The following is a 15,562-nucleotide window of genomic DNA, read 5'->3' as shown; positions in this document are numbered from 1 at the left end:
AAGGACATGCCATGTGCGGCATCGTAGGCGTAATTTCCCAGTCTCCCATCAATCAGCTGATCTATGACAGCTTGCTACTGCTGCAGCATCGCGGCCAGGACGCGGCCGGTATTGCAACGGTCAACGGCAGTACGTTCCACATGTACAAGGCAAACGGCATGGTGCGTGACGTGTTCCGCACGCGCAACATGCGTTCGCTGCCCGGCAACTGCGGGATCGGCCAGGTCCGCTACCCGACCGCCGGCTCGGCCAGTAGTGCAGAGGAGGCTCAACCATTCTACGTGAATGCACCGTTCGGTATCATCCTCGCGCACAACGGCAACGTGACGAACTGGGAACAGCTTAAGGACGAAATGTTCCGCATCGACCGTCGGCACATCAACACGAGTTCCGATTCCGAGGTGTTGCTCAACGTGTTCGCACACGAGCTGCAGTTGGCCACGACCGGGTTCTCGCTGGAGCCTGATGCGATCTTCAAGGCGGTGTCCGGGGTGCACCGGCGTGTGAAGGGCTCTTATGCGATCGTCGCGTTGATTGCCGGATACGGGTTGCTGGCGTTTCGCGATCCGCATGGTATCCGGCCGCTGGCCATCGGCAAGCACGACACTGCGCAGGGCACCGAATGGATGATCGCATCCGAATCGGTCGCGCTCGAGGGCATCGGTTTCGAGTTCGTACGAGACGTGGCGCCGGGCGAAGCCGTGTTCATCGGCATGGACGGCGCGCTACACGCAAAGCAATGCGCGCAGCATCCTAGCCTGAACCCGTGTATCTTCGAGCTGGTCTACCTGGCGCGGCCCGACTCGGTACTCGATGGCGTGCCCGTCTATGACGCGCGGCTGCGCATGGGTGACTACTTGGCCGAGAAGATTAAGCGCACGCTGCCCGGCATGCAGATCGATGTCGTGATGCCGATTCCTGATTCGTCGCGGCCGGCGGCGATGCAGGTGGCCAAGAAGCTCAATATCGAGTATCGCGAAGGGTTCTTCAAAAACCGCTATGTTGGCCGCACCTTCATCATGCCTGGTCAGGCAGTGCGTAAGAAGTCGGTGCGCCAGAAGCTCAACGCGATGGCAGTCGAATTCAAGGGCCGCAACGTGCTGATCGTCGACGACTCGATCGTGCGCGGCACTACGTCACAAGAGATCGTGCAGATGGCGCGCGACGCCGGCGCGAACAAGGTGATCTTTGCGTCGGCGGCACCGCCAGTACGGTTCCCGAATGTGTATGGCATCGATATGCCGATCCGCGGTGAATTGGTGGCGCACGGCCGGACCGACCAAGAAGTGGCGCAGATCATCGGCGCCGATGCGCTCGTCTACCAGGACGTCGAGGACATGAAGCAGGCGGTGCGTGACACGAACCCGCAGCTGCAGAATTTCGAGGCATCGTGCTTCGATGGCCACTACATCACCGGCGACGTGACGGCCGAGTATCTAAGCAAGCTTGAACGGGTGCGGCTCGATCGGGCGTCACAGTCGGACCGTGATGTGGCCGGCGAAGGCAACGATCGCTCACAACTGCACTTGCATTTGGCGGTTGAATAAGCAAGCAATCCATCGGCGAATGTCATCCCATGAACGATTTTCTCCACCCGCACGATGGGGACCTGCCAGGATTGTCCAGCGATACGCTGGCGGTGCGTGCCGGTACGCGGCGCACGCTGTTCAACGAGCACTCCGAAGCGCTGCTGCTGACTTCGAGCTTCTGTTTCGACAGCGCGGCGCAGGCCGCCGAGCGCTTTGCCGACGCCGAAAACAGCTTCACTTATTCGCGCTTCACGAATCCGACGGTATCGATGTTCCAGGACCGTCTGGCGGCGCTCGAGGGCGGCGAGGCTTGTATCGCGACTGCTTCCGGCATGAGCGCTATCCTGTCGATCGTATTGTCGGTACTGCAGGCTGGTGAACACATTGTCAGTTCCCGAAGCCTGTTCGGCTCGACGCTCGGCATGTTCGCGCAAATGCTGCCGCGGCTGGGCATCACGACAACGTTCGTCGATCCGTCCGACCTGCATGCCTGGCGTCGCGCGGTGACGCCCACCACCCGGATGTTCTTTCTGGAGACGCCGTCGAATCCGCTCACCGAGGTGTCGGACATCGAAGCGGTGAGCCAGATCGCGAAGCAGGCAGGGGCGTTGTTCGTCGTCGACAACTGCTTCTGTAGCCCGGCGTTGCAGCAGCCGCTGAAGCTTGGGGCAGACGTGGTGATGCATTCGGCCACCAAGTATCTGGACGGCCAAGGTCGCGTGCTCGGCGGCGCGCTGGTGGGGGAGCGGCAGTTGTTGATGGAGAAGGTGTTCCCGTTCGTGCGCAGCGCTGGCCCGACGCTGTCCGCGTTCAACGCATGGGTGCTGCTTAAGGGTATGGAGACCCTGCACGTGCGGCTCGAGCGGCAGTCAGCCAACGCGCTTGAGCTGGCGCGTTGGCTTGACGAGCATTCGGCGGTGAACCGGGTTTTCTATCCGGGGCTCCAGTCGCATCCGCAGTACACGCTCGCCCAGCGCCAGCAGCGTGCCGGCGGCGCGATCGTATCGTTCGAGCTCAACGGCGACTCGCCCGAGCAGATGCGCGCCAACGCGTGGCGCGTGATCGACGGCACGAGAATCTGCTCGATCACGGGCAACCTTGGCGACACGCGCACCACGCTGACCCATCCGGCGACTACCACACATGCGCGGATCACGGAGCAGGCCCGAGCGGCTGCCGGTATCACCGAAGGCTTAATCCGGATGTCGGTTGGTCTTGAAGGGGTCGATGACCTGAAGCGCGACCTGGCGCGCGGCCTGAACGGCTGACCGTCGCCACGATAGGCTCGCGTTGCCGCGCCCGCGTTGCCCGCTGCTTGTCCACCAACGCCGCCACTGACTCGGCTCGCTGCACCGCGTGCGTGCGCAGCACGTCCAGCACCAACTGACATCTTGGACGCAAAGTGCTGATACATCGTCATTTTGGGGATGCCGGATTCGGCAATGATCCGATCGATACCAACCGCATGAAAACCGTATTGCGCGAACAGACGCGCCGCCGTATCGAGCAGGATTTGCCGCTTTTCGCGCATTGGATCGCCATCCCGATTAAGTGCTTGTCAGAGTCGATGCATGCATCGAACTGCGCGGTGCGCCATTCGACTATTCGTAGTGGCCCGATATCTTCGGATGTGTGATGCTTGCCACACCGCGCTATGGGTGTGATAACGCACATACATCGGTAAACGAACGTTCCGTCTAGATGGGCGTGTATGGCGGCGTGCGCGAGTGGATCGGCCGTCCTGTCGGTGTCCTGGTACTCGCGACACGCCGGACGGTGCCCCCGCGTAATCCATTTGTCGCTCTGTTTGGCTGCTCAGCGCGACGCGGTCAACGTGCGCAGCACTGCATCGCCTTCGGGAGTCAACTCGACGTGCGATCCGCTCTCCGACGAATCGACGATACGTACTAGGCCGACCTCCGCTAGCGCGGCGACATCCGGCTTGGCCGCGAGGGCGCCGGCTGGCGCGTGCAGCAACAGTAGCAGCGTGGCTATTTCATGGTGGCTCAACAGGCGGCGCAACAACGGCTTGCGCGGTGACGGCGTATTGACGATATCGGCGTTCATGCGCTGGGTATCTGCAAGGTTTTTACAATGCTGGCCGCCGGCAAGGGGGATGCCGCCGGGCGGCGATGTCGAATGACCGGGGTTGGACCACGGGTACCGCGTGCTGTTCCGTGATGATTGTTTCCGTTCATTGCGGCATCGCGCCGCGTCGGACGATAGGTGTGCGGCGCGCGACGCCGAGTTCGCGCACGAGTTTACGGTTATGGGTAAGCGATGTCGGGCTGCTCGAAATCGGCGGTGGGAGGGCTCGTGCCAGGTCCTTGCGCTGCTCGTCCCTCGAACCGGAATCCAGGCGCAAGTGCACACGAAACCCAGTGTATTGTCGCCGCGCGCCTGGGCATGCGTTGAACCGGGGCGTTACGCAGCCCGGCTGACGCCGGCGTTGGTCGATGCCTGCTGTACGGCATCGAAGAACGTGCGTTGCCTTGTGGCGTCACAGCGCGCATACGCCCGGTTCACGCCATTCACGACCGCGCGGATCGACGCAGTCGTCAAATTCGCATCAATGCCGACGCCGAACGCGCTGCCGCATACGGCGGGGCCGGCCAGTTCAGCGATGGCGATGGCCTGCGCGTCGGCGCCCTGGGCCAACGCGCGCTCCTCGTAGTGCTGGATGCGCAGCGGCGTGTGCAGCGCGTGCATCAGCGCATCGAGGGGACCGTTGCCCGTGCCGGTCAGAACCTGCTGGCGGCCATGGATCTGAACGGTGACCGCGATGGATTCGCTACCCTCGTGCTTGGACAAGTCGTGGCCGATGTAGCGCAGCGGTGCATCGTTGCGCGCATATTCCTGTTGGAACAACGCCCAGATTTGTGCGGCGCTGACCTCCTGGCCGCTGTCGTCAGTGTGTCGCTGTACCGCGGCGCTGAAATCGACCTGCAGCCGCCGTGGCAGCGCGATGCCATAGCCCTGTTCGAGCAGGTATGCGATACCGCCCTTGCCGGATTGACTGTTGACGCGGATGATTGAGTCATAGGTACGGCCCAGGTCGCTCGGATCGATTGGCAGGTAAGGGACCTCCCAGAAGGCATTGACCTGCTGCGTGGCGAAGCCTTTCTTGATGGCATCTTGGTGAGAGCCCGAGAACGCGGTGAACACCAGGTCACCGGCGTACGGGTGGCGCGGATGTACAGGCAGTTGGGTACATGCTTCGGCGGTGCGCGCGATCTCGTTGATCTGCGAGAAGTCCAGGCCTGGGTCGACGCCCTGTGTGTACAGATTCAGCGCGAGTGTCACGAGATCGACGTTACCCGTGCGCTCGCCGTTGCCGAACAGGCATCCTTCAATCCGGTCCGCGCCAGCCATGACCGCGAGCTCTGCTGCGGCGACGGCCGTGCCGCGGTCGTTATGCGGATGCACGGACAGGATCAGCGAGTCCCGCCGCGCCAGGTGACGGTGCATCCATTCGATCTGGTCCGCGTAGAAATTCGGTATCCCAATCTCGACAGTAGCGGGCAGGTTGACGATGGCTTTGTGCTCGGGGCTTGGCTGCCAGATGTCGAACACCGCATCGCAGACTTCCTTGGCGAAGTCTAACTCGGTCGCGGTAAAAGTCTCCGGACTGTATTGCAGCGTGAACCGCGTTTGGGGCGCCGCGTCCGCGAGTTGCTTGATCAAGCGGGCGGCCCGCTCCGTCAGTTGTCGTACGCCATTGCGGTCAGTGCCGAATACGATACGGCGAAATGCCGGCGCGGTGGCATTGTACAAGTGGACGATCGCACGCTGGGCACCGTGTAGCGACGCGAACGTACGCTCGATCAAGTCTTCGCGCGCCTGTGTGAGCACTTCGATTGTCACGTCGTCGGGGATGTGGCCGCCTTCAATCAACTCCCGCACGAAGTTGAAATCCGTTTCGGAGGCGGAGGGGAATGCGACTTCGATCTCTTTAAAACCAATGGCGACCAGCGTCTTGAACAGACGCATCTTACGCTTGGCGTCCATCGGCTCGAACAGCGCCTGGTTGCCGTCGCGCAAATCGGTGCTCATCCAGATCGGCGCGCGGGTGATCGTGCGCGCGGGCCACACACGATCCGGCAGCTCGATCGGCGTAAAAGGACGGTATTTGATCGAAGGGTCTTTCAGCATGGTTCGTCTCGCCAAGGGTTGAAAAACATCGGGCCGGCATTTGCGACCGGAAGGCATGGACGAACAAGACCGCCGGTCGGTTACCGGGGCCAGGTAGTCAGATTAGGGGATTCAGGGGTGCTTCGTTAATGAAGCTGCCATGAAGCGCGCGCAAACAGACCTAGCCCGAACAAGCAGGCTAGTAGTCGTAGCGATAGACGGATCGGTGCGCGGTTCATATGAGCAATAGAATCACAGTATCGTGGCGATGTCAATGAGGGCTAGCCTAGCGTCAGACTGACGTTGCAGCCGGCCAAGTTGTGCGTGCCGAAGCTGCTGTTAAGGCAACTCACTTTTGAGCCATGGCATACTGTTCCCGATTTGTGTCAGCGCCGCCTCAGAAAATTGATTGATTTGTATAAAGCGGATAATCTCAGCCTTAACCAATGGCCATTGGTGAAAGTGCGGAGCTATTGGACCGTTCTCCCGAAGCTTGCAAAGAAAGCGCGAGAACGTTGCCGCATCCACGCCATTGAGCAGACTTAACGCCTGCTGCCACACCCGCTGCGCCAGCGCATTATCCAGATTATGGAGATGAATATCGAAAAGCAATCCAAGCGCCACCTGCTCACGCTGTGCCGCGGGTACGCGCGCCAGCTGGGGCTCAATTAGCGCGAACTCCTGCGCACGTAGTTCGGGCGGCAACCTATAGAGTCCTTTTAGAAAACACTGCGGGGGTCCCCACTCCTCACCTGGCAGCGATAGGGCGGCTCCCCACTGATCGTCGGGCAACGATAAGGCCCAATCGCGCAGCTCTGCGTAGATCGTGAATTGCTCCGCTGGCGGCAATCTCCAAACTTTACTCGCTAACGCGCCGACTGATGCGCCCTGATGAGACGGTGGCAGCTGCCGGGCCCGTTCGCGTAAGGCCGCATGCAGTTCAGGAATGTTCACGCGCCATTCTCTAGGTTTAAAATAAAATAATGCTTTGCACAATACCGGAATCAATGCCGCTTGCTCAGGCATGCTTAACGATGGCAACCGAGATAAAAGCGCCTGATAATACCCAAGAAACGCATCGAACGGGCAAGTCCAGCTAGTTGCTAATGCGTATGCCAGTTCCGGCCAGACATTTTCTTGTTCGGGCCCGCGCTGCGCTGCCATTGCGTGAACAAAGTCGAACACCTCCTGAAACTCCTGCCCAGACAATGCACGGTTATCGAAAAGATGACGTAACGTGAACAGCATTACCCTTTGTATCCGCACGCCGTATTCTGGAAGGCGGTCCGCAGCCGAGAACACTCGCTTAAACGCGTCGAGGCGCTCGGCCTGCGGCAGCGTGTGCAGACGCCGGCGCAGCGACTCAATGGGCTCGACCCGCTGCGTTGGCTGGTGGAGCGTGCGCTCCATCTCATCGAGCAGCTGGTTGACTGACGCCAAGTTCGTGGCTTGGTTAGCACGTTGCCAATAGTGCCAGACAAGCCGCCGGTCATGCATTGAACGATACGTATGGCGATCGATTGCCGAGAAATGTCCGATGTCTCGAATGGGCACGTAGTCACCGATCCGCTGAATCACTTCGGGCGGTAGGTCCTGATAGGTGGTGGGCCCGGTGGCCGACCTGCCTGTCAGGGCACCGCTTGACGGCGTCAATGGCGGCGGCGTCGAGCCGGCGGGTGCCGGGCAGGCTGCCAACGCGCACAGATAGGTCTGCTGGTTGTTTAAAGCGGCGCTTAGATCAAAGTCCATTGGCAAGCTCGGTAAGAGGTCGGATACATGCAACGCGAAGCGATGCTGCACCATAAAATAGTCGAAAGCGAACAGATAGTCGATCTTCGCCTATTGCGTGTCACTCATCAGTCTGCGCACTATCCTGATTCCCCTTGAGAATCAAAATGGAAACACATTTATTGTGTGTTAACGACCCCTAGTGCTTGCCGGCATGGCGGCGTCGCCGGATCACGTCCAAGAATGCATGCAGAATCGGCGTATCGTCGTCGCGCCGATACAGGCAACTGAGCTCGATGTGGCGCATGCGTCGCGACTGCAACGGCCGGTAGGTGACGCCCGGCAAGCGCAGGTTGGCGGCGGAAGCCGTGGTGATGCAGACGCCGAACCGGCTGGCCACCAGTGCGATGCAGGTCACCACATCCTCCACCTCCTGTTCCACCCGCAACGTTACACGTTCTTGCTCAAAGGCGGCCGCGATTTCTTGGGCGAGCCCATGCACGGGCGCGTTCGGATACAGGATCATCGGCTCGCCGTCCAAGTCGCGCAGTCGTATTCGCTCCTTCCTGCATAGCGGATGACCATCGTACAGCGCGACGAGGTACGGCTCCTCGAGTACTTTCTCGACGGCGATGTCGTCATCGTACGGCACCAGCCGGTTGAAGCCGATCGTGATCCGGCGCTCGCGCAGCGCATCGAGCTGTTGGGCCTTGGTCAGATTGTGCAGTCCTATCTTAATCCGTGGCCGTTCGGTATGAAAGGTGGCGAGCAACTGCGGAATCACCTGCAGGACGCCGGAGCTGAAGATGCCCACGTCCAGTCGTCCGATCAGCCCCTGGCCGGCGAGTTGTGTCTGCTCGGTAGCTCTTTGGGCAAGCGCCAGGATGTTGGGCACTTCGGCGAGCAGCGTGCGTCCCGCCTCAGTCAACTGCGCGCCGCGCGCACTGCGCACGAACAGCGTGACGCCCAGCTGCGCCTCCATGGCATGGATATGTCGCGTCAATGGTGGCTGCGCAATATGCAGACGCTGGGCGGCGCGTCCGAAATTGCGTTCCTGTGCGACTGCGAGGAAGTACCGCATTTGCTTCAGATCCATCGTTCGCATCCCGTTATGCCATACCGTTTTAGTATCGTAACCTAAAAAAATAGTATTGGACGGTATGTCCGGCGGTGGGCAAGATCATTACCGTGTTGGCGCGTCCGCGCCTGGCGGACTCAGTATTTCAAGGGAAGTTCGATGCCAATCGTACATATCTCGCTGGTCGAGGGCCGCAGTGAAGCAGCGGTCAAGGCTTGCGTCAAGGCGGTCGCCGTCACGGTGCACGAGACGCTTGGCGCACCGCTGCAGAGCATTCGTGTGTATGCAACCCAAGTGCCGGCCGTGCACTGGGCGATCGGTGCGCACACGAAGGACGAAGCGGCTGCGCAGCTGGAGCGGAGGGCCTGACATGACGCCACAACAGATCCAGCAGGCGGCCGCGGCGCTGCGCACGGCGGCCAGCAGCGGCGAGTACATTGCACCACTTCGCGACACCTGGCCGTTGTTGTCGATCGATTCAGCCTATGCAATCCAACGTGAGAACACTGAGTGGCGTATCGCGCGCGGGCAGCGTGTGATCGGCTGCAAGATCGGCCTCACGTCGGTCGCGGTGCAGCAGCAACTAGGCGTGGACCAGCCCGACTTCGGCATGCTGTTCGATGACATGGCTTTTGGCGACGGCGAGCCGATTCCCACGTCGGTGCTCGCGCAACCGAAGGCCGAGGCCGAAATCGCATTCATCATCGGTAAGGATATCGAGGCGGTTCGTCCCAGTCATGTGGACGTGCTGCGCGCCATCGACTATGCGTTGCCGGCGATCGAGATCGTCGGCAGCCGCATCGCGAATTGGAATATCCGGATCACCGATACGATTGCCGACAACGCGTCGTCGGGGGCTTTTGTGCTAGGCAATACGCCGGTAAGCGTTGCCGCGTTCGATATGCGGTTGTGCGGCATGGTGATGGAGCGCCGCGGCGAGCCGGTGTCGGTCGGCGCGGGCGCCGCATGCCTGGGCAGCCCCGTCAACGCACTCGTGTGGCTCGCCCGCACGATGGCGGCTTTGGGCACGCCGCTCAGGGCCGGCGACCTAGTGTTGTCCGGTGCGCTCGGGCCGATGGTCCCGATCGTGCCCGGCGACGTTGTCCAAGCTCGCATCAATGGTGTGGGTTCCGTGCGGGCAGTTTTTGAACGTGATTCGAACGAGGCCCATGGATGAGCTTCATTACTGAATACGCCACACTGCTCGATACGGCGGCGCGCGACGCGCACGAGGTGGAGCAGTTCGATCTCGACGCTCGTCTGTCATTGGAGGACGCCTACGCGATCCAGGCCGCGTCAATTGCGCGGCGGCTCGAGCGCGGCGAGCGCAGGGTGGGCGTGAAGATGGGTTTCACGAGTCGCGCGAAGATGCTTCAGATGGGATTGTCCGATGTGATCTGGGGCAGGCTGACCTGCGCTATGCAGCTCGAGGAAGGCGCATCGGTGTCGTTCGGGCGCTTCGTGCATCCGCGCGTGGAGCCGGAAATCGCATTTTTGCTCAAGCGGCCGCTGGCCGCAGAGGTGACGGCCCCTGCGGCGTTGGCCGCCGTGGAGGCGATCGCGCCGGCGATCGAGGTTATCGATTCGCGCTACAAGAATTTCAAGTTCACGTTGCCCGAGGTGATCGCTGACAACGCCTCGTCCAGTGGCTTTGTGATTGGCGCGTGGTGTGATCCGCACATCGACTTCTCGAATCTGGGCTTGACACTGAACATCGACGGACGAGTGAAGCAAGTCGGCTCGAGCGCGGCATTGCTCGGCCACCCGCTGCGTTCGCTGGTGGCGGCCGCGCGCTTGTCCGCGCAGGCCGGCGAGCCGCTGCAAGCTGGTTGGATCGTGATGGCGGGTGGCGCGACTTCGGCCGAGTACATCGCGCCGGGTCAGTATGTGTCGATCGACATCGAGCGGCTGGGCAGTGCCGGATTCCACGTGGCCGACTAAGTGGCGCATGCTTCGCAGCGCGCGCTACTTAGCAAGAAACCGTACGATTGGAGCACAAGCATGACGCAAAAGGTGAAGGTCGCCATTATCGGCTCGGGCAATATCGGCACCGACCTGATGATCAAGGTGATGCGCAACGGCAAGCACCTGCAGATGGGTGTGATGGTGGGCGTCGATCCTCAGTCCGATGGATTGGCGCGGGCTGCGCGGCTCGGTGTAGCGACCACTGCGCAGGGCATCGATGGATTGCTCGAGCTGGACGTGTTTGACGACGTCGACATTGTGTTCGACGCGACGTCTGCCGCCGCGCATGCGCGGCACAATGAGATCCTGCAGGCCCATGGCGTGCAGGTGATCGACCTGACGCCAGCCGCGATTGGGCCGTTCGTGATTCCGGCGATTAACCTGCATGCTGAGACTGCGTCGAACATCAATATGGTCACGTGCGGCGGCCAGGCGACAATACCGATCGTGGCGGCAGTATCGCGCGTGGCCAAGGTTCACTACGCGGAAATCGTCGCGTCGATCGCCAGTCGGTCCGCGGGACCCGGCACGCGCGCGAACATTGACGAATTCACCGAGACCACGCGCCGCGCGATCGAGTCGTTGGGCGGCGCCACGCGCGGCAAGGCAATCATTGTCCTCAATCCGGCGGAGCCGCCGCTGATTATGCGGGATACGGTGTTTGTGCTGTCCGAGCACGTCGATACACGGCTGGTCGAGCAAAGCATCGAGCAAATGGTGCAAAGCGTACAGGCCTACGTGCCGGGATACCGGCTCAAACAGAAGGTCCAATTCGACGAGATCGTGCCGCAGCGTCCACTAAACGTGCCAGGCATCGGGCCCGCGCACGGCCTGAAGACGTCCGTGTTCCTGGAGGTCGAAGGCGCGGCGCACTATCTGCCGTCGTATGCTGGCAATCTAGACATCATGACATCGGCCGCGCTTGCATGCGGCGACTTGATCGCGCGCCGCCGCCTCGACACGGGCATGGCGCGCGGCCATCGGGAGACTGCACAATGAGCCACACCGGCAAGAAACTGTATATCTCCGACGTGACGTTGCGCGACGGCAGTCACGCCATACGACACCAGTACAGCGTGGAGAACGTGCGCGTGATTGCAGCAGCGTTGGACCGCGCCGGCGTGGACAGCATTGAGGTCGCGCATGGCGACGGGCTGCAGGGCTCTAGCTTCAACTATGGATTCGGTGCGCACAGCGACGTTGAATGGATCGAGGCCGCCGTGCAAAGCGTGACGAGGGCCAAAATCGCCACGCTGCTGTTGCCCGGCATTGGCACGATCCACGACCTGCGCAATGCGTACGATGCCGGCGCCCGTGTCGTGCGCGTGGCGACGCACTGTACCGAGGCTGACGTCTCGCGACAACACCTGGAGTACGCCCGAGAACTGGGCATGGACCCGGTCGGTTTCCTGATGATGAGCCACATGACCACGCCGCAAAAGCTGGCCGAGCAAGCGCGGCTGATGGAAAGCTATGGCGCGCGCTGTATCTATGTGGTCGACTCCGGTGGTGCGCTCGGCATGAGCGACGTGCGTGATCGGTTCCGCGCGCTGAAGGAGGTGCTGCGCGCCGATACGCAGACCGGCATCCACGCGCACCATAACCTGAGCCTTGGTGTGGCCAATTCGCTGGTTGCGGTCGAAGAAGGATGTGACCGCATCGATGCGAGCCTAGCCGGAATGGGTGCCGGGGCGGGCAATGCGCCGCTCGAGGTATTCATCGCGGCTGCTGACAAGCAGGGCTGGAATCACGGTTGTGACCTGTATCAGCTGATGGACGCAGCCGATGACCTGGTGCGGCCGTTGCAAGACCGCCCGGTGCGCGTCGATCGCGAGACGCTTGCGCTGGGTTATGCTGGCGTGTATTCGAGTTTTCTGCGTCATGCTGAGGTGGCCGCGCAGAAGTACGGCCTGAAGACCGTTGACATCCTGGTCGAACTTGGCCGCCGCAAGATGGTGGGCGGCCAGGAAGACATGATCGTCGACGTCGCGCTCGATCTTCGCTAGGCCGTGCACCCGAATACCGACGGCCCGACGTTGCACAACGTCACGCCGAGCCAAGCCTGGGAATGGATGTTTAGTCATTTCGGATTTCAGTTTGACGCGCAAATTTCCGATGTGTTGCACGAGGCGCATGCGTTGCCGCGGCGCTGAACAGCTTAACACCTCAGCCTGCCTCACCCTTGCGAAAAAGCCAGTACTTGATGTGAACTGCACCTCAAAAGTTGGACGCCAATCCAACCTTTGGGGTGTTTTCCATGGCGAAGTACACGGAGCAGTTCAAGTTATCGATCATCGAGGAGTATGAATCTGGCCAAGCAGGGCTGCGCGACATGGCTCGTCGGCATGGCGTAGATGAAGCGACGATACGCAAGTGGGTACACGGGGTACCGGGTGCATGGCGCCGTCAGCGTCAAGCGCAAGTACGAGCGCTATAGCCGAGAGCTCAAGCTGCTTGTTCTGCAGCAAATCCGTAGCGAAGGCCTAGCAGATCGCGAAGCGGCTGCGCGGTTCGATATTCGCAACTGTGCCGTCAGCGGCCTGAGGAAACGTCAGTATGATGAGGGGGCGTAGATGCATTGTCGCAACGCCCGCCAGCACGCTCCAAAAGGTGCCAGAACAGCCGACCAAAGCGCCCCCTTCGCCCGATGGCGACACACGCACTCGTTAGGCGCTACTCGAGGAGTTGAATGACTTGCGCATGGAGAACGCGTATCTAAAAAAGCTCGAAGCTTTGGCTCAAGCGCAGCAACAAGCAGCGCAACGCAAAAAGCGCAAATCGTGCTCGGGCTAAGGCAGCAGTACCCTCTGGAAGGCTTGCTGAAACTCGCCGGCTTGGTGCGCAGCACGTTTTATTACCAGCAAAAGGCGCTGAGCACCGCCGACAAGTATGCTGAGTTGAAGACCAAAATCCTTACACTGTTTGAGCAGCACAAGGGCCGCTATGGCTATCGGCTTATCACGCTCGCGCTGCGCAACCTTGAGCAAGTCATCAACCACAAGACCGTTCAGCGCCTGATGCAGCGTCAGTTCCATGCTCAGCGTCCAAACGAAAAGTGGGCGACCGACGTCACCGAATTCAATGTGGGCGGGCACAAGCTTGACCTTTCGCCGGTGCTGGACTTGTACAACGGCGAGATCGCCGCTGACGAGACCAGCCGCCGTGCGGCGTTTGAGATGGTGAGCACATCCTTCGAAATACCTAGACCGATCACGGTAGCTACGCAATTCATAAGGATTCCTTGCCTCATTGGTTTGACGCCGCTCGCTACCCGGCTAGACGGATTATGTCGCTGCGGTTCGGGTGGGTGGAGTCCATTGCATTAAGATAGCTGCAGTGCACAATTAATCGAATTAAGCAGCTAAAAGATGCAGCCCTGGTCGAAATTGCACCTGATAAGCAATTTTGCGCCAAGGTAAGCCGGGTAAAGGTTACATTACAGGCCGCTGACGTACAATATGCCCCCGAAACTTGACGGTACCTCAATACGTGGGGGAGGGGCGAACCACGTATCTTAAATCAAATAAATTTTTGACCTAAATTGGAGATAAATTGATGGCTGTTAGCGCGACACCTCTTGCGACGTATTCGCCTTCTTCTGAGCGAAAGGAAATCTGGCTCGCGCAGCAGCTTCATCCGGACATTCCAGCCGACAACATTGCCCAATACACAGTGATCAAAGGCGCGATTGATCCGGCTGTGTTTGAAGCCGCATTGTGCCAAGTCATCGGTGAGATGGACAACCTGCGTTTGCAATTTGTCGATAGTAGCGAGGGGCTGCGGCAGGCAATTGGCTCACCCGCATGGTCGATGCCGGTGTTGGATTTTAATACAGAGGCTAATCCTTACACAAGCGCGCAAGCCTGGATGCGCGCCGATTATGAGCAGCCGGTGGATCTCGTGCAAGGCCCGCTCTTTTGCTATGCGTTACTGAAAGTCGCTTCTGAACAATGGATTTGGTATCAGCGTTACTGCCATATCATCATAGATGGCTATGGCGCTGTGCTCATCGCTCAACGCGTCGCGCAAGTGTACAGCGCAATGCGCGTAGGCAAGAAGCCTGAGCCGTGTGCGTTTGGCTCGGTTCTGCAGCCGTTGGACAGCGATGCGCAGCAGGCGGCCGCTCAGCGAGAACGAGACGAAGCGTATTGGCTCAAGCAATGCGCCGATTGGACCGAGCCCACGATGCTGGTGAGTCGTGCCGCACCACTCTCGCAGCACCGGCTGCGCCAGACAGCTTACCTGCCGACTCAGGCGCTGGGGGACTTTATGTCGGATACAGGTCGGTTAGCCCAAATTCTTACAGTTGCGCTGGCCGTGTATTTGCATCGGATGACCGGCGTGCAGGACGTGGTGCTGGGCTTGCCAGTGACGGCTCGCTTGGGCGGGGATCGGTACATCCCCGGCACGCTGGCGCATGATATTCCGCTGCAGTTCACAATCCAGTCGGGAATGAACTTGTCGTCATTGCTGCAGCAAGCCGCGCAGCAGATCCAGCGCGGCTTCCGATATCAACGCTACCCGAGCGAGGCGCTACGGTGCCGATTGGGGCTGCCTCCAGGACAAGCGCTATTCGGTGCCACGGTTAACGTGATGCCGTTCGACTATGATCTATCGTTCGATGGTTACCCGTCGACGAACCATAATCTGCTCAATGGTCCGGTTGACGATCTGGTGCTCGATGTCTATTGGGCCCCGGACAGCAGTCAATTACGGATCGACTTTAACGCGAATCCCGCATGCTATACGATGAAAGAGCTCGACGCGCATCAGCGTCGGTTCGTTCGGTTCGTGCACGCGCTGGCTGCGAATGCAACGCAACCGATTGGCCGGATCGATCTGCTCGATGCTGAAGAGCGGCATCGGCTGCTGATGGAGTGGAACGCGACACAACAGGATTATCCATCGCACCGGTGTATTCACCAATTGTTCGAAGCGCAGGTCGAGCGCACGCCGGATGCAACGGCATTGGTCTATGAGAACCAGACGCTGAGCTATGCGCAATTAAACGATAAGGCAAACCAGCTGGCGCATTACCTGCGTGCCTTAGATGTGGGTCCGGAAGTCGTGGTGGGGCTGTGCGCCGAGCGCTCGCTTGAGGCAATCATTGGCCTATTAGGCATTCTGAAGG

13 protein-coding genes and 2 pseudogenes are annotated in these 15,562 nt (G+C 60.3%); 10 read left to right on the top strand and 5 right to left on the bottom strand.

The genetic code is table 11. The annotated features are described in order from the left end of the window. Positions 1-11 precede the first annotated feature (11 nt). Positions 12-1,547 carry an amidophosphoribosyltransferase gene (gene purF / locus KQH55_RS09385; RefSeq protein ID WP_076786524.1) on the top strand — a complete coding sequence of 512 codons (1,536 nt, stop codon included), beginning with the start codon at positions 12-14 and terminating at the stop codon, positions 1,545-1,547. 29 nt (positions 1,548-1,576) lie between these two features. Continuing rightward, positions 1,577-2,797: an O-succinylhomoserine sulfhydrylase gene (locus tag KQH55_RS09380; RefSeq protein WP_235090672.1), complete on the top strand. Its 1,221-nt coding sequence runs from the start codon at positions 1,577-1,579 to the stop codon at positions 2,795-2,797. 179 nt (positions 2,798-2,976) lie between these two features. On the opposite strand, the pseudogene KQH55_RS16920 reads toward KQH55_RS09380, so the two are convergent. The 5 genes and pseudogenes from KQH55_RS16920 to KQH55_RS09355 all read right to left on the bottom strand — a co-directional run. Beyond that, positions 2,977-3,060, bottom strand: a pseudogene (locus KQH55_RS16920) (TetR/AcrR family transcriptional regulator); the annotation flags it as partial. 284 nt (positions 3,061-3,344) lie between these two features. Then, entirely contained in the window at positions 3,345-3,596 is a 252-nt protein-coding gene (locus KQH55_RS09370; protein WP_076786528.1) for a hypothetical protein, read from the bottom strand. Positions 3,597-3,953: 357 nt separating this feature from the next. Continuing rightward, positions 3,954-5,681, bottom strand: coding sequence for a 2-isopropylmalate synthase (gene leuA, locus KQH55_RS09365; protein ID WP_076795759.1), 1,728 nt, complete (start codon positions 5,679-5,681; stop codon positions 3,954-3,956). 318 nt (positions 5,682-5,999) lie between these two features. Then, entirely contained in the window at positions 6,000-7,070 is a 1,071-nt protein-coding gene (locus tag KQH55_RS09360; RefSeq protein ID WP_306666082.1) for a hypothetical protein, read from the bottom strand. 517 nt (positions 7,071-7,587) lie between these two features. Then, a complete protein-coding gene (locus tag KQH55_RS09355; protein ID WP_076797233.1) occupies positions 7,588-8,484 on the bottom strand; it encodes a LysR family transcriptional regulator in 897 nt (298 codons plus the stop codon). 141 nt (positions 8,485-8,625) lie between these two features. Between KQH55_RS09355 and KQH55_RS09350 the strand changes: the two genes are divergently transcribed. The 8 genes and pseudogenes from KQH55_RS09350 to KQH55_RS09315 form a co-directional block, all read left to right on the top strand. Then, positions 8,626-8,835 (top strand): tautomerase family protein, encoded by a 210-nt coding sequence (locus tag KQH55_RS09350; protein ID WP_076786533.1) that lies wholly within the window; start codon positions 8,626-8,628, stop codon positions 8,833-8,835. A gap of 1 nt (position 8,836) precedes the next feature. Further along, positions 8,837-9,643, top strand: coding sequence for a 2-keto-4-pentenoate hydratase (locus KQH55_RS09345; RefSeq protein ID WP_235090670.1), 807 nt, complete (start codon positions 8,837-8,839; stop codon positions 9,641-9,643). Then, positions 9,640-10,407, top strand: coding sequence for a 2-keto-4-pentenoate hydratase (locus tag KQH55_RS09340; protein WP_235090669.1), 768 nt, complete (start codon positions 9,640-9,642; stop codon positions 10,405-10,407). Before KQH55_RS09345 ends, KQH55_RS09340 begins: the two co-directional genes overlap by 4 nt. Positions 10,408-10,467: 60 nt before the next feature. Beyond that, a complete protein-coding gene (locus KQH55_RS09335) occupies positions 10,468-11,430 on the top strand; it encodes an acetaldehyde dehydrogenase (acetylating) (RefSeq protein ID WP_235090668.1) in 963 nt (320 codons plus the stop codon). Beyond that, positions 11,427-12,437, top strand: coding sequence for a 4-hydroxy-2-oxovalerate aldolase (gene dmpG, locus KQH55_RS09330; protein ID WP_076786539.1), 1,011 nt, complete (start codon positions 11,427-11,429; stop codon positions 12,435-12,437). The genes KQH55_RS09335 and dmpG overlap by 4 nt, the downstream gene beginning before the upstream one ends. A gap of 3 nt (positions 12,438-12,440) precedes the next feature. Then, the gene (locus tag KQH55_RS09325) at positions 12,441-12,584 is read left to right on the top strand and encodes a hypothetical protein (protein ID WP_235090667.1); all 144 of its coding nucleotides are present in this window, start codon (positions 12,441-12,443) and stop codon (positions 12,582-12,584) included. 104 nt (positions 12,585-12,688) lie between these two features. Further along, positions 12,689-13,616 (top strand): annotated as a pseudogene (locus KQH55_RS09320) (IS3 family transposase); the annotation flags it as partial. Positions 13,617-13,986: 370 nt separating this feature from the next. Beyond that, positions 13,987-15,562, top strand: a 1,576-nt coding sequence (locus KQH55_RS09315; RefSeq protein ID WP_235090666.1) for a condensation domain-containing protein, incomplete at its 3' end; no start/stop codon positions are given.

Source organism: Mycetohabitans sp. B3, assembly GCF_021498065.1.
In the GTDB taxonomy this organism is placed as follows: domain Bacteria; phylum Pseudomonadota; class Gammaproteobacteria; order Burkholderiales; family Burkholderiaceae; genus Mycetohabitans.
Note: the sequence above shows the minus strand (reverse complement) of the source record. Positions and strands in the feature narration are given on the sequence as shown.